This window comes from Streptomyces sp. NPDC126497 (assembly GCF_040302425.1).
In the GTDB taxonomy this organism is placed as follows: domain Bacteria; phylum Actinomycetota; class Actinomycetes; order Streptomycetales; family Streptomycetaceae; genus Streptomyces.
Window position 1 is genome coordinate 15,867 of sequence record NZ_JBEORT010000067.1, and the last position, 22,710, is coordinate 38,576.

21 protein-coding genes are annotated in these 22,710 nt (G+C 73.9%); 8 read left to right on the top strand and 13 right to left on the bottom strand.

Going from position 1 to position 22,710, the window contains the following annotated elements:
• Positions 1–17: 17 nt before the first annotated feature.
• The 3 genes from ABTY20_RS24480 to ABTY20_RS24490 are packed head-to-tail and all read left to right on the top strand — an operon-like array spanning position 18 to position 3,783.
• Positions 18–449: a hypothetical protein gene (locus ABTY20_RS24480; protein ID WP_351999189.1), complete on the top strand. Its 432-nt coding sequence runs from the start codon at positions 18–20 to the stop codon at positions 447–449.
• A 23-nt stretch (positions 450–472) separates the two neighbouring features.
• A complete protein-coding gene (locus ABTY20_RS24485; protein WP_351999190.1) occupies positions 473–1,228 on the top strand; it encodes an ABC transporter ATP-binding protein in 756 nt (251 codons plus the stop codon).
• The gene (locus ABTY20_RS24490) at positions 1,225–3,783 is read left to right on the top strand and encodes an ABC transporter permease (protein WP_351999191.1); all 2,559 of its coding nucleotides are present in this window, start codon (positions 1,225–1,227) and stop codon (positions 3,781–3,783) included. Before ABTY20_RS24485 ends, ABTY20_RS24490 begins: the two co-directional genes overlap by 4 nt.
• Before the next feature lie 88 nt (positions 3,784–3,871).
• Here ABTY20_RS24490 and ABTY20_RS24495 read toward each other — a convergent pair whose 3' ends face one another.
• Complete coding sequence (locus ABTY20_RS24495) at positions 3,872–4,129, bottom strand: SCO2583/SCO2584 N-terminal domain-containing protein (RefSeq protein ID WP_351999192.1); 258 nt, start codon at positions 4,127–4,129, stop codon at positions 3,872–3,874.
• Between the two features lie 130 nt (positions 4,130–4,259).
• On the bottom strand, positions 4,260–5,669 hold the full coding sequence (gene glnA, locus ABTY20_RS24500) for a type I glutamate--ammonia ligase (protein WP_351999193.1): 1,410 nt from the start codon (positions 5,667–5,669) through the stop codon (positions 4,260–4,262).
• Positions 5,670–5,879: 210 nt separating this feature from the next.
• Between glnA and ABTY20_RS24505 the strand changes: the two genes are divergently transcribed.
• Entirely contained in the window at positions 5,880–6,350 is a 471-nt protein-coding gene (locus ABTY20_RS24505; protein WP_351999194.1) for an RDD family protein, read from the top strand.
• Positions 6,351–6,443: 93 nt separating this feature from the next.
• On the opposite strand, the gene ABTY20_RS24510 is transcribed toward ABTY20_RS24505, so the two are convergent.
• The 4 genes from ABTY20_RS24510 to lipB form a co-directional block, all read right to left on the bottom strand.
• The gene (locus ABTY20_RS24510) at positions 6,444–7,148 is read right to left on the bottom strand and encodes a DUF4191 domain-containing protein (RefSeq protein WP_351999195.1); all 705 of its coding nucleotides are present in this window, start codon (positions 7,146–7,148) and stop codon (positions 6,444–6,446) included.
• A 37-nt stretch (positions 7,149–7,185) separates the two neighbouring features.
• Complete coding sequence (locus ABTY20_RS24515) at positions 7,186–7,401, bottom strand: SCO2195 family GlnR-regulated protein (RefSeq protein WP_351999196.1); 216 nt, start codon at positions 7,399–7,401, stop codon at positions 7,186–7,188.
• A gap of 267 nt (positions 7,402–7,668) precedes the next feature.
• On the bottom strand, positions 7,669–8,634 hold the full coding sequence (gene lipA, locus ABTY20_RS24520) for a lipoyl synthase (RefSeq protein ID WP_351999197.1): 966 nt from the start codon (positions 8,632–8,634) through the stop codon (positions 7,669–7,671).
• Positions 8,635–8,790: 156 nt separating this feature from the next.
• Positions 8,791–9,600 (bottom strand): lipoyl(octanoyl) transferase LipB, encoded by an 810-nt coding sequence (gene lipB / locus ABTY20_RS24525; protein WP_351999198.1) that lies wholly within the window; start codon positions 9,598–9,600, stop codon positions 8,791–8,793.
• A 264-nt stretch (positions 9,601–9,864) separates the two neighbouring features.
• Here lipB and ABTY20_RS24530 point away from each other — a divergent pair, with 264 nt between their 5' ends.
• A complete protein-coding gene (locus ABTY20_RS24530) occupies positions 9,865–11,319 on the top strand; it encodes an NsdA family TPR-like regulatory protein (protein ID WP_351999199.1) in 1,455 nt (484 codons plus the stop codon).
• A 194-nt stretch (positions 11,320–11,513) separates the two neighbouring features.
• On the opposite strand, the gene ABTY20_RS24535 is transcribed toward ABTY20_RS24530, so the two are convergent.
• Both ABTY20_RS24535 and ABTY20_RS24540 read right to left on the bottom strand, forming a co-directional pair.
• Positions 11,514–12,917: an NAD(P)/FAD-dependent oxidoreductase gene (locus tag ABTY20_RS24535; RefSeq protein WP_351999200.1), complete on the bottom strand. Its 1,404-nt coding sequence runs from the start codon at positions 12,915–12,917 to the stop codon at positions 11,514–11,516.
• Between the two features lie 230 nt (positions 12,918–13,147).
• A complete protein-coding gene (locus tag ABTY20_RS24540; protein ID WP_351999201.1) occupies positions 13,148–14,056 on the bottom strand; it encodes a TIGR01777 family oxidoreductase in 909 nt (302 codons plus the stop codon).
• A gap of 72 nt (positions 14,057–14,128) precedes the next feature.
• Here ABTY20_RS24540 and ABTY20_RS24545 point away from each other — a divergent pair, with 72 nt between their 5' ends.
• From ABTY20_RS24545 to ABTY20_RS24555, 3 genes are all read left to right on the top strand, one after another.
• Complete coding sequence (locus tag ABTY20_RS24545) at positions 14,129–14,614, top strand: GNAT family N-acetyltransferase (RefSeq protein WP_351999202.1); 486 nt, start codon at positions 14,129–14,131, stop codon at positions 14,612–14,614.
• Positions 14,615–15,073: 459 nt separating this feature from the next.
• Complete coding sequence (locus ABTY20_RS24550) at positions 15,074–15,979, top strand: peptidoglycan recognition protein family protein (RefSeq protein WP_351999203.1); 906 nt, start codon at positions 15,074–15,076, stop codon at positions 15,977–15,979.
• On the top strand, positions 15,976–16,152 hold the full coding sequence (locus ABTY20_RS24555) for a hypothetical protein (RefSeq protein WP_351999204.1): 177 nt from the start codon (positions 15,976–15,978) through the stop codon (positions 16,150–16,152). Before ABTY20_RS24550 ends, ABTY20_RS24555 begins: the two co-directional genes overlap by 4 nt.
• 12 nt (positions 16,153–16,164) lie before the next feature.
• Here the strand turns inward: ABTY20_RS24555 and ABTY20_RS24560 are convergent, their stop codons facing one another.
• The 5 genes from ABTY20_RS24560 to ABTY20_RS24580 all read right to left on the bottom strand — a co-directional run.
• Positions 16,165–16,683, bottom strand: coding sequence for a DUF4240 domain-containing protein (locus ABTY20_RS24560; protein ID WP_351999209.1), 519 nt, complete (start codon positions 16,681–16,683; stop codon positions 16,165–16,167).
• 121 nt (positions 16,684–16,804) lie between these two features.
• A complete protein-coding gene (locus tag ABTY20_RS24565) occupies positions 16,805–17,779 on the bottom strand; it encodes a helix-turn-helix transcriptional regulator (RefSeq protein WP_351999205.1) in 975 nt (324 codons plus the stop codon).
• Between the two features lie 62 nt (positions 17,780–17,841).
• Complete coding sequence (gene aceE, locus ABTY20_RS24570) at positions 17,842–20,544, bottom strand: pyruvate dehydrogenase (acetyl-transferring), homodimeric type (RefSeq protein ID WP_351999206.1); 2,703 nt, start codon at positions 20,542–20,544, stop codon at positions 17,842–17,844.
• Positions 20,545–20,915: 371 nt separating this feature from the next.
• Positions 20,916–21,539 carry a GntR family transcriptional regulator gene (locus ABTY20_RS24575; RefSeq protein WP_351999207.1) on the bottom strand — a complete coding sequence of 208 codons (624 nt, stop codon included), beginning with the start codon at positions 21,537–21,539 and terminating at the stop codon, positions 20,916–20,918.
• Positions 21,540–21,762: 223 nt separating this feature from the next.
• On the bottom strand, positions 21,763–22,710 hold a 948-nt coding region (locus ABTY20_RS24580; RefSeq protein WP_351999208.1), incomplete at its 5' end, for a 2-oxo acid dehydrogenase subunit E2.

Consider the following 22,710-nt stretch of genomic DNA (forward strand, 5'->3'; position numbering starts at 1 on the left):
AAGACACGGAGGACCCGATGAACACCACGCCCACCACGCGGAACCGCAAGCGCAACCGTCTCGTCGTCGGCGCGGCCGCGGCCGCGATCACCGCGGCCCTGGCCGCCGGGGCGGGGTACTGGTGGCTGGACCGCGACGAGCTCAGCCAGGCGTCCGCCGAGGACTGCCGGCTGGCGCAGCGCATCGTCACCGAGGCCGTGGAGATCTCCACCGGCCCCGCGCCGGACGCGGAGGAGTGGTGGCGGAAGACCGGCGACGAGCGCCGCGCGCAGATGAAGGACGGCTACCTCGGCTACAAGATCGCCACGTACGAGGGCTGGGCGCTGGCGACCGCCCAGAAGTCCCCCGAAGCGCCGTCCGCGAAGGACGTGAAGGGTCTTCAGGGGGAGGCGCGGGGACACTGCTCGGACTCCGGCGTCACCCTGACCATGCCGCCGCTCGGCTCCTGACCGTGAGAGCGGGAACCGTCCCCATGACCGTCCACACCACCGCCGGCGGCCCCGCGCCGGACGACGTCGTCACCACCACCGCCCTGGTGAAGACCTACCGTCAGGGGGCCGCCGAGGTACGGGCCCTCGACGAGCTGTCCGTCGGTATCCGGCGGGCCCGGTTCACCGCCGTCGTCGGCCCCTCGGGCTCGGGCAAGTCGACCCTCATGCACTGCGCCGCCGGACTCGACACCGTCACCTCCGGCAGCATCGTCCTGGACGGGACGGAGATCACCGGACTGTCCGACCGGCAGCTGACCCGGATGCGCCGGAAGCGGATCGGGTTCGTCTTCCAGTCGTTCAACCTGCTGCCGCAGCTGACCGCCCACGAGAACATCGTGCTGCCCGTCACCATGTCCGGCGGACGCCCGGACCGCGAGCTGGTGGACCACCTCTGCGACGTCCTCGGCATCGCCGACCGGCTCTCGCACCGCCCCGCCGAGCTGTCCGGGGGCCAGCAGCAGCGGGTCGCCGTGGCCCGGGCGCTGGTGGCCCGGCCCGCCGTGCTCTTCGCCGACGAACCCACCGGCAACCTCGACTCCCGGTCCGGCGCCGAAGTCCTCACCCTGCTGCGCCGGTCCGTCGACGAGCTGGGCCAGACCGTCGTGCTGGTCACCCACGACCCCGCGGCCGCGCGGTACGCGGACCGGGTGCTGACCCTCGCGGACGGCCGCCTCGTCCGGGACGAGCACACCGCCCCCTCCGCAGGCGCCGCCGCCGTCCCGGGGAGGCGGCGATGAGGACCCCGTGGCGTGCGACCGTCCTGGGCTCCCAGGTGGCGGAACTCCTGAGACGGCCCGGACGGTTCGCGGCGACCGGACTGTCGCTGCTGATCGCGGCGTTCGTCGTCTTCGGAGCCGTCATGGCCCAGCAGATCGTCACCGCGACCGTGGTCGAGAAGTTCCGCGGAACACCCGGAGCGGTGTCGCTGGTGGTCACGCCCGGCGACGGGGAGGACCTCGGCGAGGACCGCCTGCGCGAGATCCGGAGGACCCCCGGGGTCACCGGGGCCGTCGGCCGGATCGAGGGCGGCGCCCCGCTGGACGGCAGCGCCGTCGAACGCTACCTCGAGCTGTCCGCGGACCCGGGCACCGGCGCCCTGGCGGAGGTCCGGCTGCTCCGGGGCACGTACCCCTCCGGCCCGGGCCGGCTCGCCGTCGACACGCAGGCCGCGCGGGAGTACGGTCTCGCTCCGGGATCGTCGCTCACCCTGCTGCGGCCCGGACCCGACGGCGACGGCACCCGACGGGTGACGGTCGAGGTCAGCGGCATCGTCCGCAGCACCGCCACGGGCGACGCGGCGCCCACCGGATACGCCCCCGGCCCGCAGATCAGGGAGCTGCTCGGCGTGCCGGGCTACACCCGCGCCGACATCCGCACCGCCGCCGCGTCCGGTTCCGCGTCGGCGGATCCGGCGGAGCGGATCCGGCGGGCGGTGCCCGGAGCGCTGGTGCGGTCCGGGGACGAGGTGCGGGAGGAGGAGGCCCGCGAGGCGGTGGCGGAGGCGAGCGACACCCTGGAGCTGATCACCGTCTTCCTCGCCGTCGCCGTCGGCGCGGCCGTCCTCGTCGCCACCTCCACCTTCCGCATCGTCTTCACCCGGCGCGTACGCCAGCTGGCGCTGCTGCGCGCCATCGGGGCGACCCCGCGCGGGCTCGCCGCCGCGCTCGTCGTCGAGGGGGCGGTGGTCGGTCTGCTGGCCGGCACGGCCGGCGTGCTGGCGGCCTGGGGCTGCGGGCGGCTCGTCCCCCCGGTCGCCGGGCGGTTCGGACACGACCTGTCCGTCCCCGCCCACGTCCCGCCGACGGAGGCCGTCCTCACCGTTCTCGGCACCGGTGTGCTGGCGGTCCTGGCGGTCCTGGCCCCGTCCCTCACCGCCTCGCGGGTCTCCCCGCTGCAGGCCCTGCGCGGCGCGGCGTCCGGGGAGGGCGCGGCGGGCGGCACCGGACGGACCCTGCTGGGCCTGCTGTGCGCGGCGGGCGCCGTGCTCCTCGCCCGGCAGCAGTACGCCGGGCTGCCCCGGCCGGGCGACACGGGGTACGACCGGTTCGCGGCGCTGACCCTCGTGGTGCTCTCGGGCGGGCTGGCCTTCCTGGCCCTGATCGCCCTCGGCCCCCGTCTGGTCCGGCCGGTGCTGGCGGCCGTCGCCGTACTCCTGCGCCGCACCGGCGCGGCCGGCCGGCTCGCGGTCGCGGGCGTCGGGGGCGCGCCGGGCAGGGCGGCCGCGGTCTCGGTCGTCGTGGCCCTCGGCGTCTGCCTGGTCGGCTCGACCCTGACCTGCCTCGCCTCCCTGCACGCCCACGAGCGGTACCGGCAGGCGGTGGAGGCACCCGCCGACTTCCACCTGTACCCACGGGACGGGGCGTCGCTGGACCGGTCGCTCGCCGCCGACCTGGCCTCCCGCCCCGAACTGGCCGACGTGACCGCGTTCCGCACGGCGGAGGTCGTCGAGGGCTCCCGCAGCGCGACGGTATCCGATCTCGACCTCGGCCCCGTCCGCTCCGGCGCGGGCCTGTCCGCCCGCACCGGCTCCCTCGGCCGCCTCGCACCCGACCACGTCGTCGTGGACGCCGAGCACGCCCACCGGCTCGGCGTCCGGGCCGGCGACCGCGTGACGCTGGAGTTCGAGGGCCGCCCCGTCCGCCTCACCGTGGCGGCGACGCTGCCCGGAGCCGGGCCCTACGGGGGGAACTTCTTCGTCCCCGCCGCGGACCTCACCCGCATGGGAGCGGACACCGCGCCCACCACGGTCACCGCGAACGCCGCGGAGGACGGCGCCCGGGGGCGGACGCGCGCCCAGCGGGCCCTCACCGACACGCTGACCGGTCCGGAGCGCGGCGACGGCCGTGTCGTCGCCGAGGACTCGGCCGCACGGGCCGACGGCCCGGACGACCTGCGGACGACGGCCACGACGGCGGTCATGGTGCTGGGGCTGACCGTCCTGGTGGCGGTCGCCGGCGTCGCGACCACGGCGAGCCTCACCGTCGTCGAACGGGGGCGCGAGTTCGGGCTGCTGCGGGCCCTGGGGCTCAGCGGAGCAGCCGTGCACCGCATGGTCACGGTGGAATGCGCGCTCCACGGCGTACTGGGCGGAGTCCTCGGTCTGGCCCTCGGCCTGCCGTACTCCTGGCTGGTGGTCCGTGTCGCCGAGACGAGCGCCCCGTTCAGCGTCCCGGTGGGGCAACTCGCGGCGGTCTTCACCGCCCTCGTCCTGGTGACCGCCGCCGCGGGAACGCTGCCCGCCCTCCGCGCCTCCCGGATCCCGCCGACGGTCGCCGTCGCCCGGAGCGACTAGGGCCCGTCCGGCGGATCATGCCGGGGACGCGGGGTGTGGCGCACCGCCGGTCTCCTCCGGTGTGACCCCGGACAGGCCCCGGCCGGGATCAGTACGGGCGGAAGCCGGTGTACCCCAGCAGCACGATCACCGCCGCGACGCAGCCGAGCACCACGGCCGTCGACACCCACGACGAGCGGCCGGACGACCCCCGGTACTCCGGCTCACCGCGGAACGGGACCGGTCCCGGCGGGTCGTCCTTCCAGCGCGCGGCGAGCATCCGGGCCCGGGCCGACGGCTCCTTGTGCTCGGCGGCGTCCGCCCATCCGATGTCGAACTCCCGCTTCTCCTCGTCCCGTTCGGACATCCCCGTGACCTTCTCTCGAACAGTGGTGTCGGACCAAGGATCCCTCCCCGGACGCGGCGGGGGAAGCTTTCCGGACACACGACGGCGCCCCCGCCCCGGAGGAACCGGGGGCGGGGGCGCCGTGAGCAGGTCACACGTCGAAGTACAGCTCGAACTCGTGCGGGTGCGGGCGGAGCTGGAGCGGGGCGATCTCGTTGGTGCGCTTGAAGTCGATCCACGTCTCGATCAGGTCCGGCGTGAAGACGTCGCCCTGGAGGAGGAACTCGTGGTCGGCCTCGAGGCGGTCGAGGACGGCGCCGAGGGAGGTCGGGACCTGGGCCACGTTCGCGTGCTCCTCGGGAGCCAGCTCGTAGAGGTCCTTGTCGATCGGCTCGGCCGGCTCGATCTTGTTCTTGACGCCGTCCAGGCCGGCCATCAGCAGCGCCGAGAAGGCCAGGTACGGGTTGCCGGAGGCGTCGGGGGCGCGGAACTCCACGCGCTTGGCCTTCGGGTTGGAGCCGGTGATCGGGATGCGCATCGCGGCGGAGCGGTTGCGCTGCGAGTACACCAGGTTCACCGGGGCCTCGAAGCCCGGCACCAGGCGGTGGTACGAGTTCACCGTCGGGTTGGTGAAGGCCAGCAGCGACGGGGCGTGCTTGAGGATGCCGCCGATGTAGTAGCGGGCCGTGTCCGACAGGCCGGCGTAGCCCTGCTCGTCGTAGAAGAGCGGCTCGCCGCCCGCCCACAGCGACTGGTGGACGTGCATGCCCGAGCCGTTGTCACCGAAGATCGGCTTCGGCATGAAGGTCGCGGTCTTGCCGTTGCGCCAGGCGACGTTCTTCACGATGTACTTGAAGAGCTGCAGGTCGTCGGCGGCCGCGAGCAGGGTGTTGAACCTGTAGTTGATCTCCGCCTGGCCGGCGGTGCCCACCTCGTGGTGCTGGCGCTCGACCTTCAGGCCGGCCTTGGCCAGCTCCAGGGACATCTCGGCGCGCAGGTCGGCGAAGTGGTCGACCGGAGGGACCGGGAAGTAGCCGCCCTTGTAGCGGACCTTGTAACCGCGGTTGTCCTCCAGCGCGCCGGTGTTCCAGGCGCCCGCCTCGGAGTCGATGTGGTAGAACGACTCGTTCTCGGAGGTCTTGAAGCGCACGCTGTCGAAGACGTAGAACTCGGCCTCGGGGCCGAAGTACGCGGTGTCCGCGATCCCGGTGGAGGCCAGGTACGCCTCGGCCTTCCTGGCCACGTTGCGCGGGTCGCGGGAGTACTGCTCGCCCGTGATCGGGTCGTGGATGAAGAAGTTGATGTTCAGCGTCTTGTCACGGCGGAACGGGTCGACCCGGGCGGTCGACAGGTCCGCGCGCAGCGACATGTCGGACTCGTGGATGGCCTGGAAGCCGCGGATCGACGATCCGTCGAACGCCAGCTCCTCGTCCGGGTCGAACGCCTCGGCAGGGATGGTGACGTGCTGCATCACACCCGGGAGGTCGCAGAACCGGACGTCGATGAACTTGACGTCCTCGTCCGCGAGGTACTTCTTGGCGTCGTCGGCGTTCTGGAACATCCAGCTCCTCCTACTCCCGACCGTCCCGCCGGGGTGGTAGATCGTTCGTGTGGCCGGCGCAACCGGCACACGCTCGCCTCGACCCTAGGGACGGGTCATTTCTCGGGCGTGACCCATTTGTTTCGCACACGTTAACCGGCCCCTCTCCCACGGTAGCCCCGGCGCACCCCGCCGTCCTGCGGTCGTGCCCGGCCGCAGTACCGTGGACGGGTGGACAACAGGCAAGCAATCGGATCATGGCTCTCCGGGCCCCGCGCGGCCCTGGAGGACGCCGGTGCCGAGTTCGGCTACCGGGGCGAGCAGCTGGGGCTGCCGGAGGACGGACCGGGCTCGATCGCGGGCCCCGGACGCAGGATCGGCGCGCTCGCCGTGGACTGGGGGCTGTGCCTCCTGATCGCATACGGTCTGATCACCGGCGGCTACCAGGGACAGACGACCAGCAACTGGGCGCTGCTGGTCTTCCTGGTGCTGAGCGTCCTCACCGTCGGCACGGTCGGCTTCACGCCCGGCAAGCGCCTGTTCGGGCTGCGGGTGATCGCCGTCGACTCCGGTCGGGTCCGGCCGCTGCGCGGACTGGTGCGCTCCGTCCTGCTGTGCCTCGCCGTTCCCGCGCTCGTCTGGGACCGCGACGGCCGCGGCCTGCACGACCGGCTGGCCCGCACGGTCGAGGTGCGGATCTGATCCGACGTCCGGTCCCGGCGGGCCGGGACGGAGCACGACGACGGGGCGCCGGAAGTGATTCCGGCGCCCCGTCGTGGTGGAGGAAGGGGTGGGTCAGCGGCCCCGCGGCCCGCCGCCCTTCGGCAGCCTCATGCCCTTGGGCATCGGGCCCTTCGGCAGCGGCATGTTGCTCATCAGGTCGCCCAGGGCGCGCAGCCGGTCGTTGGTCGCGGTGACCTGCGGGCCGGTGAGCACGCGGGGCAGCTTGAGCATGGTCGTGCGGACCTTCTTCAGCTCGACCTGGCCCTCGCCGGTGCCCACGATCAGGTCGTGCACCGGGACGTCCGCGACGATGCGGTTCATCTTCTTCTTCTCGGCGGCCAGCAGGCTCTTCACCCGGTTCGGGTTGCCCTCGGCGACCAGCACGATGCCGGCCTTGCCGACCGCCCGGTGCACCACGTCCTGGTTGCGGTTCATCGCGACCGCGGGGGTCGTCGTCCAGCCCCGGCCGATGTTGTCGAGCACGGCCGCGGCTGCGCCCGGCTGCCCCTCCATCTGCCCGAAGGCGGCCCGCTCGGCCCGGCGCCCGAACACGATCGCCGTCGCGAGGAAGGCGAGCAGGAAGCCCAGGATGCCGAGATAGATGGGGTGCCCGATCAAGAAACCGATCGCGAGGAAGACACCGAAGGTGACGATTCCGACAGCCGCGAGTACAAGACCGATCTTCTTGTCGGCCCTGCGGGTCATCTTGTAGGTCAGGGCGATCTGCTTCAGTCGCCCGGGGTTCGCAGCGTCCGCTGCGGTTTCCTTCCTCGCCATGTCATGAAGTCTACGTGTCCCCGCCGGGAGCGGTGGGTCAGGGGCGGGTCGTCAGGGAAGGGGCGGCCAGGGCCTGGTCGAGGACGCGCTGTGCCTCGACCCGGTCCTTGGCGCGACGGCGGTCCTCCAGCACCGAGGTCCAGGCGTTGCGGCGGGCGGTGCGCTGGCCGCCGCTCATCAGCAGCGACTCGACGGCGCGCAGCGCGGTGGTGAAGGACGGGATGGCGGTGGCGCGGACGGGCGCGGCCTGCATGGTGGAGGTCTCCCTCGGTGCCGGCGGGTAGGGGTGTACGTGCGGTGATTCCAGGCTCACTGACTGGTGTTACCAGGACGTGACCGACCGGTCAAACAGACATGAAGCCCCGATGGGAGGGGCGGGAACGCCGACGCGGCCCCGACCTGTGCCCTCATCTGCGAGGACGGTCGGGACCGCGTCGTCTCGGCCGTTACCGTCAGGTAGGGCCTTGTGCGTGAATTCACACGGCGTCGGCGGCGGGCCGCCGTACGGCTCCGGGCGAGGTCAGACGGCCTGGGAGGCCACGTACGCGCCCCGCTTCTCGATCGCCATCCGGTAGAGGCGGCCCGCGCGGTACGACGAGCGGACCAACGGGCCGGACATCACGCCGGAGAAGCCGATCTGCTCGGCCTCCTCCTTCAGCTCCACGAACTCCTGCGGCTTGACCCAGCGCTCCACGGGGTGGTGGCGCACGGAGGGCCGCAGGTACTGGGTGATGGTGATCAGCTCGCAGCCGGCTTCGTGCAGCTGCTTCAGCGCCTCGCTGACCTCCTCGCGGGTCTCGCCCATGCCGAGGATCAGGTTCGACTTGGTGACCAGGCCGTGGTCGCGGGCGTCGGTGATGACCTTCAGCGAGCGCTCGTAGCGGAAGCCGGGGCGGATCCGCTTGAAAATCCGGGGCACCGTCTCGACGTTGTGCGCGAACACCTCGGGGCGGGAGGAGAAGACCTCCGCCAGCTGCTCCGGTACGGCGTTGAAGTCGGGGGCGAGCAGCTCGACCTTGGTGCGGCCCTCCGCGCGCTCCGCGGTCTGCGCGTGGATCTGGCGCACGGTCTCGGCGTACAGCCAGGCGCCGCCGTCCTCCAGGTCGTCGCGGGCGACGCCGGTGATGGTGGCGTAGTTCAGGTCCATGGTGACGACCGACTCGCCCACGCGGCGCGGCTCGTCGCGGTCCAGGGCCTGGGGCTTGCCGGTGTCGATCTGGCAGAAGTCACAGCGCCGGGTGCACTGGTCACCGCCGATGAGGAAGGTCGCCTCGCGGTCCTCCCAGCACTCGTAGATGTTGGGACAGCCGGCTTCCTGGCAGACGGTGTGCAGTCCCTCGCTCTTGACCAGGTTCTGCATCTTGGAGTACTCGGGGCCCATTTTCGCCCGGGTCTTGATCCACTCGGGCTTGCGCTCGATGGGGGTCTGACTGTTGCGGACCTCCAGGCGCAGCATCTTGCGTCCGTCGGGTGCGACTGCGGACACGACCGGCTCCCTAGCGATTGATTCTTCGGCGTTCTTCAGGGTACGCCCGTTGATTTGTTGGTCGGCGCCGGTGCCGGCCCTGCCGGGGGCCGGTGCCCCCGGATCCCTGCCCCGGCCCTGGACGGGCCTCGTCCCCGTGCGCCGGGCCGGTTGCTGCTACGCCGGTGTCTTCTCGGCCGTCCTCTCGACGACCCGGGGCTTGAGGTCGGCGTTCTCCAGGACGTCCCGGAGGTGGCGTTCCACGACGGGGAGCACCTCGGCGATCGTGATGTCGCGGCCCAGCTCGTTCGCCAGGGAGGCGACGCCGGCGTCGCGGATGCCGCACGGGATGATCCTGTCGAACCACTTGTTGTCGGGGTTCACGTTCAGTGCGAAGCCGTGCATCGTGACGCCCTTGGCCACCCGGATGCCGATCGCGGCGATCTTGCGGTCCTCGCGGCGCTGGCCGGCGTTGGAGGGCGCGTACTCCGGGCCGTTGAGACGGGGGTCGAACTCGTCGTCGGTGAGCCGGGGGTCGAAGTCCAGGGAGAGGCCGCCGAGCGCGGGGCGCCGCTCCACCGGATCGCCGAGGACCCAGACGCCGCTGCGGCCCTCCACCCGGGTGGTCTCCAGACCGAACTCCGCGCAGGTGCGGATCAGGGCCTCCTCCAGGCGGCGGACGTGCGCGACCACGTCCACCGGGCGCGGCAGCTTCTGGATCGGGTAGCCCACCAGCTGGCCGGGACCGTGCCAGGTGATCTTGCCGCCGCGGTCCACGTCGATGACCGGGGTGCCGTCGAGGGGACGCTCGCTGTCCGCGGTGCGGCGGCCGGCCGTGTAGACCGGGGGGTGTTCCAGGAGGATCACGGTGTCGGGCACCTCGTCGGCGAACCGCGCCGCGTGCACCCGGCGCTGCTCGTCCCAGGCCACCCGGTAGTCCACGGCCTCGGCCCCGAAGCCCATCCGCACGAACCGCAACTCGCTCACGGCAAGCGCCTCCCTAGAAGGTCGTCAGGCACGAAACGTGCCCACGCCACTGTACGACCGTTCGAGCGGGGGCCGGCCGGGTGCCGGTCGGGAGATCGACTGTCAGCTTTCGGGCAATCCTCACACGATCGGATGAATGCCGGTCGACGTGCGCGACCGGGTGTTCACTCTCCGCTACATTCGCGCCGTTCATGTGGCCATAAGGGCTGCTCACAGGCAATCCGGACACCTTGCTCAGCCGGAAGGCAGGAGACCGCACCGCAGATGACGGAACGACCCGCGCAGCGCACCCCCAACCGACAGCTCGCCGCGCTCATCGCAGAAGCGGGGTTCTCCCACGCGGGACTCGCCCGTCGCGTGGACCAGCTCGGTCTCGAACACGGGCTCGACCTGAGATACGACAAGACGTCCGTCACCCGCTGGCTGCGCGGGCAGCAGCCGCGCGGCACCACGCCGGCGCTGATCGCCGAGGTGTTCACCCGGCGTCTGGGCCGTCGGCTGACCGCGCAGGACCTGGGGCTGGACGCCTGTGCGCCGGTCTACGCGGGGCTGGAGTTCGCGGCCACCCCGGAGGAGGCCGTCGACATCGTCAGCGGACTGTGGCGCAAGGACTCCGGCAGCCACGCCGAGCTGCGGAAGATCGCCTTCACCTCGGCGGGGCTGGTCGTGCCGAGCCGGGACTGGCTGATCGGGCGGGCGGACGAGAAGGTGGCCCGGACGGAGCCGCCGGTGCGGGTGCCGGCGCAGGGCCGGGCGGCGGTCCGGCCGGCCGGACCGCCCGCCCGGCGGCGCGCCACGGCCGAACGCGGTCCGGGGCACCGGGTCACCGGCGGTGACATCGCGGCGCTGCGGTCGGTCGGCGAGCTGTTCCGCACGCTCGACGACGCGTACGGCGGCGGACACGCCCGTCAGGCCCTCGTGCGGTACCTGGAGCACGAGTGCGAGCCGATGCTGCGCGGCACGTACGGCGAGCAGACCGGGCGCCGGCTCTTCGCGGCCGCCGCGGACCTGACCCGGCTGGCCGGGTGGACGTCGTACGACATCGCCGCGCACGGGCTCGCGCAGCGGTACTTCGTGCAGGCGCTGCGGCTGGCGCAGGCGGCGGGGGACCGGCCCTACGGCGCGTACGTCCTGGTCACCATGAGCCGGCAGGCCGTGTACCTGGGGCACGGGAAGGAGGCCGTGCAGCTGGCGCGGGTCGCCCAGCAGGGGGTGGGCGGGTCCGGCCCGCCGGTGGTGCAGGCCCTGCTGCACGCGGCGGAGGCGCGGGGGCACGGGGTGCTGGGGGAGGTGCGGGCCTGTACGGCCGCGCTGGCGCGCGCGGAGCGGGCGCTGGAGGGGGCGCGGCCCGGGGACGAGGTTCCGCACTGGGCACGCTTCTTCGACGAGGCACAGCTCGCGGACGAGTTCGGGCACTGTCACCGGGACCTGCAGCAGTTCCGGGCCGCCGCGCAGCACGCGGAGCGGTCGCTGCAGCTGCGGGCGCCGGGGTACGCCCGGAGCCGGCTCTTCTGCCGGGTGGTGCTGGCGACCGCCCGGCTCGGCCTGGGGGAGCTGGAGCAGGCGTGCCGGCTGGCCGCCGAGGCGGCCGCGGCGGCGGCGGAGATGCGGTCGGTGCGGGCGGTGGAGTACGTCCGCGACTTCGACCGCAGGCTGGAGCCGTACCGGGACGCGGCACCCGTGCGCGCGTACCGCGACAAGGTCGCGGCGTACGGCTGAACGGTGCGGGTCCCGCGCCCGTGGCGCGGGGTGCGGCCCGGTGGGGGCTCGGGTGACGCCTGTCCCCGTCCTCCGCGCCCGCCCGTGCCGCCCCGGCGGCACGGGCGGGCGCGGAGGCACCCCGCGAAGCGCCGGGCCGCGCGACCGCACCGACGCGGGGGCACCCGCGAGGCGCCGCCCGACCGGCCGTCGGGTCACGCCGCCCGGGCCGTCGGCAGCGGATCCGCCGTGTGCGGGGACCGGCTCACCCCCAGGTCCGTCAGGATCGCCGCAGCCGCCCGGTGCGCCGAGTGCAACGCCCCCTGCACCGTCCCGGTGTCCCGGTGGTCACCGCACACGTACAGCCCCGCCAGCAACCGCACCGGCCGCCGCGGATCGTGCGGCGGCCGCATCGCCGGCACCGCCTCCGGGGTGTGGTGCACGGCCAGCGTCTCCCACCGCGCGGTCGACACGCCGTACAGCCGGGCCAGGTGCGTGCGCACGGCGGTGTCGACCCCCGGCCCGGCCGGGCCCAGGACCGTCGAGCTGACCAGGGTGCGCCCGGCCGGGGCGCGGGACGGATCGACCCGGCTGACGACCGCGGTGTGCGCCACCGGCCCGCCCCGCTCGGCGTCGAGCAGCAGCGAGGCGCCGGTCCCCGGTGCCTCGTCGGTGCTGTGGTGCACCACCGTCACGGGGTGGAAGTCCGGCACCCGCAGCCCGGGCAGCAGCTCGGCGGCGGCCCGCGCCCCGGTCGCGACCAGCACCGCGCCGCACCGGAACTCCCCGTGTTCCGCGGTGGTCACCGAGGTCGTCGACACGGAGGTGACCCGCACCCCGGTGTGCACCGTGCCCGGCGGCAGCGTCCGTGCCAGCTGCCTCGGCAGCGCCTCGGCACCGCCCTCCGGCAGGCACAGCCGCCCGCTCGCGAACGCCCGCAGCGCCAGGTCCGCGCACCGGCTGGAGGTGGTGAGGTCCGGGTCGCACAGCAGGGCGGCGAGCAGGGGGCGCAGGAAGCCGTCGATGGTGCGGGCGGGCAGGCCCCGGGCCGGCAGCGCCTCGGCCGCCGTCGTCTCGGGCCGGGCCAGCAGCCGTTCCACCGGTGTGCTCGCGAGCCTGCCGAACGCGGCGCCCAGGCGGGCCTGGTCGACCGCCGTGCCCAGCGGGGCGCCGGTGCGGCTGCGGGGCACGGACACCTGCCGCCCGGGCACGGCCACCGGCCTCCTGGGCCCGCTCCCGGGCCGTGGGGCGCTCGCCAGGGCGCGTACGGCATGGAGTGCGCCCCTCGCGCTCCGCGCCCCCCTCGTGCCCGGCTGCACGCCCGCACGGTGGTGCCGGCCGTCGCTGTGCAGCAGGACGCCGGGCGCGAAGGGCCGCAGCACCGGTCCGTCGAGGCCCTGGGGCGGCCGCAGTTCGGGGTACGCCGTGGACAGCGGGCGTCCGATCCGGTCGAGCCGGAAGCCGTCGACCTTCTCGGTCGCCATTCGGCCGCCCACCTCGTGGGCGGCCTCCAGGACCATGGTGGTGACTCCTGCGCTGGTCAGTCGTCGTGCCGCGGAGAGTCCGGCGATCCCGGCTCCCACGACGACGACGTCCGCCTGGTACGTGGGCTCAAGCACGTGCCCCTCCTCGAGGTTGCGCGGGCGCTGGAGACGTCATGCCCTCAACAGGCCCCAGGAATACCGGAGTTCGGGTCGAGGTTAGGGCCGTGTCCGGTCACCCGGTCAGTCGCGCATGGACAGGGCACGGGCGCACGACGGTCGCATGCGCGCCCCGGACGGGCACCGCGCGGTCGCAGAGGGCTCGGAGCCGGACCGGTTCCGGCCGGACCGCGGTCACGCGGGCGCGCTCACGGCGCCAGCGCCGCCCGGACCGCCCCCTCGATCCGGGGGAACGCGAACCGGAAGCCGGACTCCAGCAGCCGTGCCGGCAGCACCCGGGCGCTGCCGAGGACGTCCCCGGCCATCTCCCCGAGCACCGTCCGCAGCACCGGCGCCGGCACCGCGAACACCGCCGGCCGGCGCAGCACGCGCGCCATCGCCCCGGTGACCTCGCGATTGGTCGCCGGATGCGGCGCGGTCAGGTTGAAGGGCCCGGCCAGCCCGTCGGTGTCCAGGAGGTGGCGCAGCGCGGCCACCTCGTCGTGCAGCGCGACGAACGACCAGTACTGGCGCCCGTCGCCCAGCCGCCCGCCGAGACCGGCCCGGAACAGCGGGAAGAGCCGGCCCCACGCCCCGCCCCCGCGCGCCACCACCAGCCCGGTGCGCGCGAACACCGTCCGCACGCCCGCCTCCCGCGCCGGTGCCGCGGCCGCCTCCCACTCGACGCAGAGCTCCGGCAGGAAGCCCTCGCCCGCGGGCGCGCTCTCGTCCACCGGCCGGTCGCCGGTCTCGCCGTAGTAGCCGATCGCGCTGCCGTTGAGGAAGACCCGGGGCCGTACGTCCCCGGGCAGCCCGGCGACGGCCTCGGCGAGCGCGGCCGTGCCCCTGACCCGGCCGGTCCTGATCCGCGCCTTGTAGGCCGGCGTCCAGCGCCGGTCGCCGACCCCCGCCCCCGCCAGGTTGACCACGGCGTCGCACCCGGCGAGGCCGGCCGCGTCCACCGACCCGCGCTCCGGGTCCCAGCGGACCTCGTCCGCCGCCCGGGGCGCGCCCCGCACCAGCCGGACCACCTCGTGTCCGTCCGCGGTCAGGGACCGCGTCAGCGCGCCACCGATGAGCCCGGACGCGCCGGCCACTGCGATTCGGGAACGTTCCATGGGGTCCATCCTGCCCCTCGGGGAACGGAATCCACGGCAGGGGCGGCGCCGGACGGCCGTACAGTGGCGCTCATGTCCGAGCTGTCCATACGCGCCGCCCGTTCCGGTGACGAGGGGGCGCTGGCCCGCCTCGACCGGGAGACCTGGTCCACCGCGCACGCCGTCACCCCGCGGCCGTCGTGCGAGTCGTTCTTCAGCGAGCGGTCCGGGCCCCGGGAGCACCTCGTCGCCGAGTACGGGGGCCGGATCGTGGGGTACGTCCGCCTGGGCTTCCCCACCGGACTCGCCAGCAACGCGCACGTGCGGCAGATCCGCGGCCTCGCCGTCGCCGAGGAGGCGCGCGGCCTGGGCGTGGGCCGGGCCCTGGTGCGGGCCGCCGTCGCGGAGGCGCGGGAGCGCGGCGCCCGCCGGATCACCCTGCGCGTGCTCGGCCACAACACCGTCGCCCGCGCGCTGTACGAGTCCGAGGGTTTCGTCGTGGAGGGCGTGCAGCCGGGGGAGTTCTTCGTCGGGGGCGCGTACGTCGACGACGTCATGATGGGGCGGCCGCTGGTCTGACGGGGACCACGGGACCCACGGGGCACCGGCTCCCCGGTGTCCACCGGTGCCGTCGCCCCCGCCGCGCGCCCGGCGTCGTCGGCCACCTCGTCCGCCGCCGGCACGTGGCCGGTCCCGGCGTCCGGGGCGGAGCGCGCGAACACCCGGCCGCACCGCGCACGAAACCGGCCGGCGGGACACAGCCGGCCGGCAGCCCGCGCCGGTGGCCGGACGCCGCGTAGGCCAGGACGACCGGCAACAGCGGGATGCCGAGCAGGTCCACGCGCGGCCTCTCTCCCGGGACCGCCGGCCCCTCCGTACGTGGGGGAAGGGCCCGGTGACCGGTCACGCGCGCGACGGCCGGGGAACGCGGTCGTCACGCGCGCGCACCGGGGAGAACGCCGCGGACCCGGGACGATGGTTCCACCGGGTGGCGCAGCACGGATCGCAGCGCCGGGCGGACCGGCCCACAGTGGGACCATGCGTGTCCCCAGGAGACCGGGCGGAGCGCGCAGACACCGCTCCGCCCGGATACCCGGCGGGCCCGGCTCCCCGCGCCCGCCACGGGCCGTCACGGCGGCGCTCGGCTGTCTGCCGGGCCTGGCCGCCGCCGTCGCCCTGGTGCTGTGCGCCCACGGCGTCGAGCACGCCGCCGAGGAACCCGCCGCCCGCAGCGCCGCACGGTCCACGGCCGTGCACCAGGCGCCCCGGCCCACCGTGGTGCCCCGCTCCGTCTGGCTGGACGGCGCCGCGCGGGAACAGCCGCCGCCGCGCTACGACGACGAGGTCGTCGCCGTCTTCGTCCACCACACCGACTCGCCCAACGCCTACGACTGCGCCGACGCCCCCGGCATCATCCGGGGCCTGTACGACGGCCAGACCGGCGCCCGCGACTGGGACGACCTCGGCTACAACTTCGTCGTCGACCGCTGCGGCACCGTCTACGAGGGCCGCGCGGGCGGCGTCGACCGCCCCGTCACCGGCGCCCACACCCAGGGCTTCAACCACCGCACCACCGGGATCGCCGCCCTCGGCACCTTCACCGAGGGCACTTCGGTGCCGCCGGAGATGCTGCGCGCGATCGCCGCCGTGGCCGCCTGGAAGCTCGGCACCTCCGGCACCGACCCGCACGCCGACGTCCGGCTGGTCTCCAGCAACGGCGGCAGCCGCTACGCGGCCGGCACCGCCGCCACCCTGCCCGCGATCGCCGGTCACAGCGACGGCTACATGACCGACTGCCCGGGCGCCGCCCTCAGGGCCCGCCTCCCCGAGATCAGGGACCTGGCGGCCCGCCTCCAGGGACGCGACGTCCGGGACACCGTGCCCGAGGGCACCCCGACCGCAGTGCGGAACGACGACACACGGAACGAAGAGCAGGTCCCATGAACGGCACACCCGACCGAAGTACCACCTGGGCGGACGCCCTGCGCCGCCCCTGGACGGCCCTGTGCGCCGCCGCGGCCGTCGTCCTCGGCCCGACGGCCCACACCGCCGCCGCCCTCGTGCGGGCCAACGCCGCGCCCCTGCGCCAGGCGCCGAGCCCGCACCGGCGCCTGTGACCGGTTCGCGGCTCAGCCCCCGAACCGCTCCCACAGCCGCGGGTAGCGCTCGGCGAGCAGGGCCTCGTTCCCGAAGTCGACCGGTGTGCCCTCCGGCTCCGCCGGGGCCGGGGGCAGGCCGAGGTCGGGTGCCACCGCGCCGGTGAGCTGCTCGTACGCCTCGTCCGCCGCGTAACCGAGGTCCTCGCCGTCGCCGTCGATCTCCTCGTCGAAGTCGTCGAGGAGATCGGCGAGCGCGTCCGGGTCGTGCAGGGCGCCCTCGAACACCTCCCGGCCCTGGCCGATCAGCCAGCACCGGAAGTAGTCGAAGGCGTCGTCGCTCGCTCCGCCCAGCAGCAGCCACGCGGCGCCCCACAGGTCCCAGCGGTGGGCGCGGTGGTAGCGGGACTCGAAGTGACGGGCGAAGTCCAGGACCGCCTCCGGGTCCAGCCGTGCCAGCCGCTCCACCAGCAGGTCGGCCTGCTCCTCCGGATCGCCCCCGGCGTCCTCGCGGGCGGTGTCCACCAGCTCCCAGAACTCCGTCTCGTCCATCACGAGGTCAAGCATCGGCCCTGTGTCCCGCGTACGCACCCGCAGTGCGCGCACGGACGGGGCCCCTCTCCACGGGGCGGCGGGGGCGGGCGACCGGGGTCCGGAAAAGGGCCACCCCCTTTCACCGCCCGTACAGCTCCGCCAGCCGCGCGGCCTCCGCCGCGAACCGCTCCCGCAGGGACGCCGGCGCCAGCACCTCCGCCTCCGCCCCCAGCGCCGTCAGCTGTTCGCGGGCGACCTCCTCGGACTCCACCGGCAGGGTCACCGTCACCCAGCCGCTCCCGTCCGGCCCGCCCGCCCGCGCCAGCGCCTCCCGCGCGGACAGCGGGTCCACGGCGTACGGCAGCCGGCGCACCCCCTGCGCCGACAGCCGCACCACGACCTCGGCCCGCAGGATCGAGCGCGCGAACTGCTCCGCCCGCTCCTCCCAGAACGCCGGCAGGTCGAAGTCCGCCGCGCGTTCGAAACGCTCCTCGGCCGCCTCCACCGCCGTGAACCGGTCGATCCGGTACACCCGGAAGGACCCGTGCCCGGAAACCCGCGCGCACAGGTACCAGACGCCCGCCTTGAGCACGAGCCCGTACGGCTCCAGCTCCCGCTCCACCTCGTGCTCGCCGCGCCGGTAGCGGGCGGTGATCCGCCGGTCGTCCCACACCGCGTCCGCGACCGCCGGCAGCAGCCCGGGCGTGTCCGGCTCGTGGAACCAGTTCGGCGCGTCCAGGTGGAAGCGCTGCGCGGCCGTGCGGGGGGCGTCCCGGAGGGAGGGCAGCAGGGCGGCCGACACCTTCAGGCGGGCCGCCGAGGCCGCGTCCTCCAGGCCCATCTCGCGCAGCGCCCCCGGCACCCCGGACAGGAACAGCGCCTCCGCCTCGCCGCGCGCCAGCCCGGTCAGCCGGGTCCGGTACCCGCCGACCAGCCGGTACCCGCCGATCCGCCCCCGGTCCGCGTAGACCGGCACCCCGGCCTCCGACAGCGCCTGTGCGTCCCGGGTGACCGTGCGCTCCGACACCTCCAGCTCCCGCGCCAGTTCGGCGGCGGTCATGGAGGGCCGGGACTGGAGCAGGAGCACCATCTTGATCAGCCGGGCAGCGCGCATGGGCCCCATCATGCAGCAGGCCCCCGCCGTGACGGCGGGGGCCTGCTGCGCGGCACGGGCCCTTACAGGCCGTACCTCTCGCGCGCTTCCTTCACGGCCGTGGCCTTCACCTCGCCGCGGCGGGCGAGCTGGGCCAGGGCCGCGACGACGATGGACTCGGCGTCCACGCCGAAGTGGCGGCGGGCCGCGTCACGGGTGTCCGACAGACCGAAGCCGTCGGCGCCCAGCGACGAGTAGTCCTGCTCGACCCACTGCGCGATCTGGTCCGGGACCTGGCGCATGTAGTCGGAGACCGCGAGCACCGGACCCTCGGCGCCCTGGAGCGCCTGCCGGACGAACGGCACCCGCTCCTCGCCCCGCAGCAGCGCCTCGTCCGCCTCCATGGCGTCCCGGCGCAGCTCGGTCCACGAGGTGGCCGACCACACGTCGGCGGCCACGCCCCACTCCTCGGCGAGCAGCTTCTGCGCCTTGAGCGCCCAGTGGATCGCCGTGCCGGAGCCGAGCAGCTGGATGCGCGGCGCGTTCGCGGCCGGGGACAGGCCCGCGGACTCCGCCGTGTTGAAGCGGTACAGGCCCTTGACGATGCCCTCGTCGATGCCGGCCGTCTGCGGCTTGGCGGGCTGCGGCAGCGGCTCGTTGTAGACCGTCAGGTAGTAGAAGACGTTCTGGTCCTCGTCCGGCAGGGCCTCGCCGAACATCCGGCGCAGACCCTCCTTGACGATGACGCCGATCTCGTACGCGAACGCCGGGTCGTACGTCAGCGCCGCCGGGTTGGTGGCCGCGATGACCGGCGAGTGGCCGTCGGCGTGCTGCAGGCCCTCGCCCGTCAGCGTGGTGCGGCCGGCCGTGGCGCCGACCAGGAAGCCGCGGCCGAGCTGGTCGCCGAGCTGCCACATCTGGTCGCCGGTGCGCTGCCAGCCGAACATCGAGTAGTAGATGTAGAACGGGATCATCGTCTCGCCGTGCGTCGCGTACGACGTCGAGGCGGCGACGAACTCGGCCATGGCACCGGCCTCGGTGATGCCCTCGTTGAAGATCTGGCCGTTCTTGGCTTCCTTGTAGTACATCAGCTGGTCGCGGTCGACCGGCTCGTACGTCTGGCCCATCGGCGAGTAGATGCCGAGGGACGGGAAGAGGCTCTCCATGCCGAAGGTGCGCGCCTCGTCGGGGACGATCGGCACCCAGCGCCTGCCGGTCTCCTTGTCGCGGACCAGGTCCTTGACCAGGCGGACGAAGGCCATGGTGGTGGCCACGTTCTGCGAGCCGGAGCCCTTGTCGAAGGCGGCGAACGCCTTGTCGGCGGGCTGGGGCAGCGGCGCGACCGGGTGCACGCGGCGGGCCGGGGCCGGACCGCCGAGGGCCGCGCGGCGCTCCTGGAGGTAGCGGACCTCGGGGGAGTCGGCGCCCGGGTGGACGTAGGGGACCTGGCCGTCGACGAACTGCGAGTCCGGGATCGGCAGTTCCAGCCGGTCGCGCATCGCCTTGAACTCGTCCACCGTCAGCTTCTTCATCTGGTGGTTGGCGTTCTTGGAGGCGAAGCCCTCACCGAGGGTGTGGCCCTTGACCGTCTGCGCCAGGATCACGGTCGGCGCGCCCTTGTGGGCGAGCGCGGCCTTGTACGCGGCGTACACCTTGCGGGACTCGTGGCCGCCGCGGGAGAGGTGGAAGCACTCGAGGATCTTGTCGTCGCTCAGCAGCTTCGCCATCTCGACGAGCGCCGGGTCCTTGCCGAAGAAGTCCTCGCGGATGTAGGCGGCGTCGCGCGTCTGGTACGTCTGCACCTGTGCGTCCGGCACCTCGCGGAGGCGGCGGACCAGGGCGCCGGTGGTGTCGAGCCGGAACAGCTCGTCCCACGCCGTGCCCCAGAGCGTCTTGATGACGTTCCAGCCGGCGCCGCGGAACTGGGCCTCCAGCTCCTGCACGATCTTGAAGTTGGCGCGGACCGGGCCGTCGAGGCGCTGCAGGTTGCAGTTGACGACGAAGGTCAGGTTGTCCAGCTGCTCGCGGGAGGCGAGGGTGAGCGCGGTCGTCGACTCGGGCTCGTCCATCTCGCCGTCGCCGAGGAACGCCCAGACGTGGGAGTCGGAGACGTCCTTGATGCCGCGGCTGGTCAGATAGCGGTTGAACCGCGCCTGGTAGATCGCGGAGATCGGGCCGAGGCCCATGGAGACGGTGGGGAACTCCCACAGCCAGGGCAGCCGGCGCGGGTGCGGGTACGACGGCAGGCCGTTGCCGCCGGCCTCGCGGCGGAAGTTGTCGAGCTGCTGCTCGCTGATCCGGCCGTCGAGGAAGGCGCGGGCGTAGATGCCGGGGGAGGCGTGGCCCTGGATGTAGAGCTGGTCGCCGGAGCCGTCACCCTCCTTGCCGCGGAAGAAGTGGTTGAAGCCGGTCTCGTAGAGCCAGGCCGCGGAGGCGAAGGTGGCGATGTGGCCGCCGACGCCGTACTTGCTGCCGCGGGTCACCATGGCAGCCGCGTTCCAGCGGTTCCAGGCGGTGATCCGCTGCTCCAGCGCCTCGTCGCCGTCCACGGCGGGCTCGGCGGAGGTGGGGATGGTGTTGACGTAGTCCGTCTCGAGGAGCTTCGGCAGCGCGAGGCCGGCTCCCTCGGCACGCTCCAGCGTGCGGCGCATCAGGTACGCGGCACGGTGCGGCCCGGCCGCCTTGGCGACGGCGTCCAGGGAGGCCTGCCACTCGGCGGTCTCCTCGGGGTCGCGGTCCGGGAGCTGGTCGAGCTCGCTCGGCTGGATGGCGTTGGGGTCGGTCATGTCGCCGCCTTCCTCAGTCGAAGGGGGGTGCCCTTGTGTCTTTGGCAGGACAGGGCGGAGGGCTCGGGTGAAGCCCGTTGGCGACAATAACCCCCTGATCGATGATCGATCAAAGGGTGGAGGGGGAAAACCTCTTGATCTCGAGAAAGTCGGCACGGGGTGCCTCCGGCGGTGGCACCGGGTGACTGTCCGGTCGGGGGTTTGCGCAGGTGAGGGGGTGCGTGCGCGGAAGAGCGCGGGCGGGTCCGGCGGTATGGCGACCGCGGGCCGTCGAGGGCCGATCGCGCGGTCCCCCGCGTCCCCGCGGACCGTGTCGGCGTCCGGCTCCGCCGCGCGGGCGCGGAAGGGGCGGCGGGGCGGGGGCCCCGGCGCTACGCGCGGGGCGCGCACCCCAGCACATGTGCCTTGACCAGGTCGGCGATCAGCGGATCCCGCCGCCGGAACGCGGCCACCAGCTCCTCGTGCTCCTCCGCGTACGACTGCTGCACCGTCCCCAGCCACCGTATCGACAACGCCGTGAACACCTCGATCCCCAGCCCCTCCCAGGTGTGCAGCAGCACCGAGTTGCCGGCGGCCCGCACCAGTTCCCGGTGGAACGCCACGGTGTGCCGCACCTGCCCCGTCCCGTCCGCCAGGCGGTCCGCCTCGTACAGCGCGGCGACGTGGGGCTCCAGCGTCGAGCAGTCCTCCGCCAGCCGCGCCGCCGCCAGCTCCGCCGCGATCGCCTCCAGACCGGCCCGGACGGGGTAGCTCTCCTCCAGGTCGGCGGCCGTCAGGTTCCGCACCCGCACGCCCTTGTTCGGCACCGACTCGATCAGCCGCAGCGACTCCAGCTCGCGCAGCGCCTCCCGCACGGGAGTCTGGCTGACCTCCAGCTCGGTGGCGATCCGCCGCTCCACGATCCGCTCGCCCGGCTGCCAGCGCCCGCTGATGATCCCTTCCAGGATGTGCTCGCGGATCTGTTCGCGCAGCGAGTGGACGACGGGCGCGGTCATGTGGGGCTCCTTAGCGGGGCCCGCGGGCCCCCGGGGGGCTGTGACGCTTAGACAATACGGCGGCGGGCCCGCCCGGGAGGGGCGCACAGGGTCGCTTTCGCCCAGGTGAGACGAGACTTACACGCTCCATACGCCGGTGCCCCCGCCCGGGAAGCCTCGAGGGCTTCCCCGACGGGGGCACCGTACGGCCGTGCCGGCGGCCGCGGATCAAGCGGTCACGGGGTCACAGGCCGAGCTCGACCTCGAACTCGCCCGCCTCCAGGATCGCCTTGACCGCCGTCAGGTAGCGGGCCGCGTCGGCGCCGTCCACCAGGCGGTGGTCGTAGGAGAGGGTCAGGTAGGTCATGTCGCGGACGCCGATGACCGTGCCCTCCTCGGTCTCGATGACGGCCGGACGCTTGACCGTGGCACCGATGCCGAGGATCGCGACCTGGCCCGGGGGCACGATGATCGTGTCGAACAGCGCACCGCGCGAACCGGTGTTGGAGATGGTGAAGGTCGCGCCGGCCAGCTCGTCCGGGCTGATCTTGCTCGCCCGGACCTTGCCCGCCAGGTCGGCGGTCGCCTTGGCGATGCCGGCCAGGTTGAGGTCACCGGCGTTCTTGATGACCGGGGTCATCAGGCCCTTCTCGGAGTCCACCGCGATACCGATGTTCTCGGTGTCGAAGTAGGTGATGGTCCCCTCAGCCTCGTTGATCTTGGCGTTGATCGGCGCGTGGGCCTTCAGCGCCTGGGCCGCGGCCTTGACGAAGAACGGCATCGGGGAGAGCTTGACGCCCTCGCGTGCCGCGAACGCGTCCTTGGCGCGGGCGCGCAGCTTCATCAGACGGGTGACGTCGACCTCGACCACCGAGGACAGCTGGGCCTGCTCGTGCAGGGCCTTGACCATGTTGTCGCCGATGACCTTGCGGATCCGCGGCATCTTCACGGTCTGACCGCGCAGCGGGGAGGCCTCGAGGGCCGGGGCCTTCTTCGCGGAGGGCGCGGCGGGGGCGGCGGCCGGAGCCGGGGCGGCGGCGGCCTTCGCGGCCTCGGCGGCGGCGATGACGTCCTGCTTGCGGATGCGGCCGCCGACGCCGGTGTCGGGACCCCTTCCTACCGGGCGGCCGCTCCGGCCAGCTTCTCCAACGTCGCGGCGACCGCCGGCACCTGGGCCAGGTCCGGGAGGGTG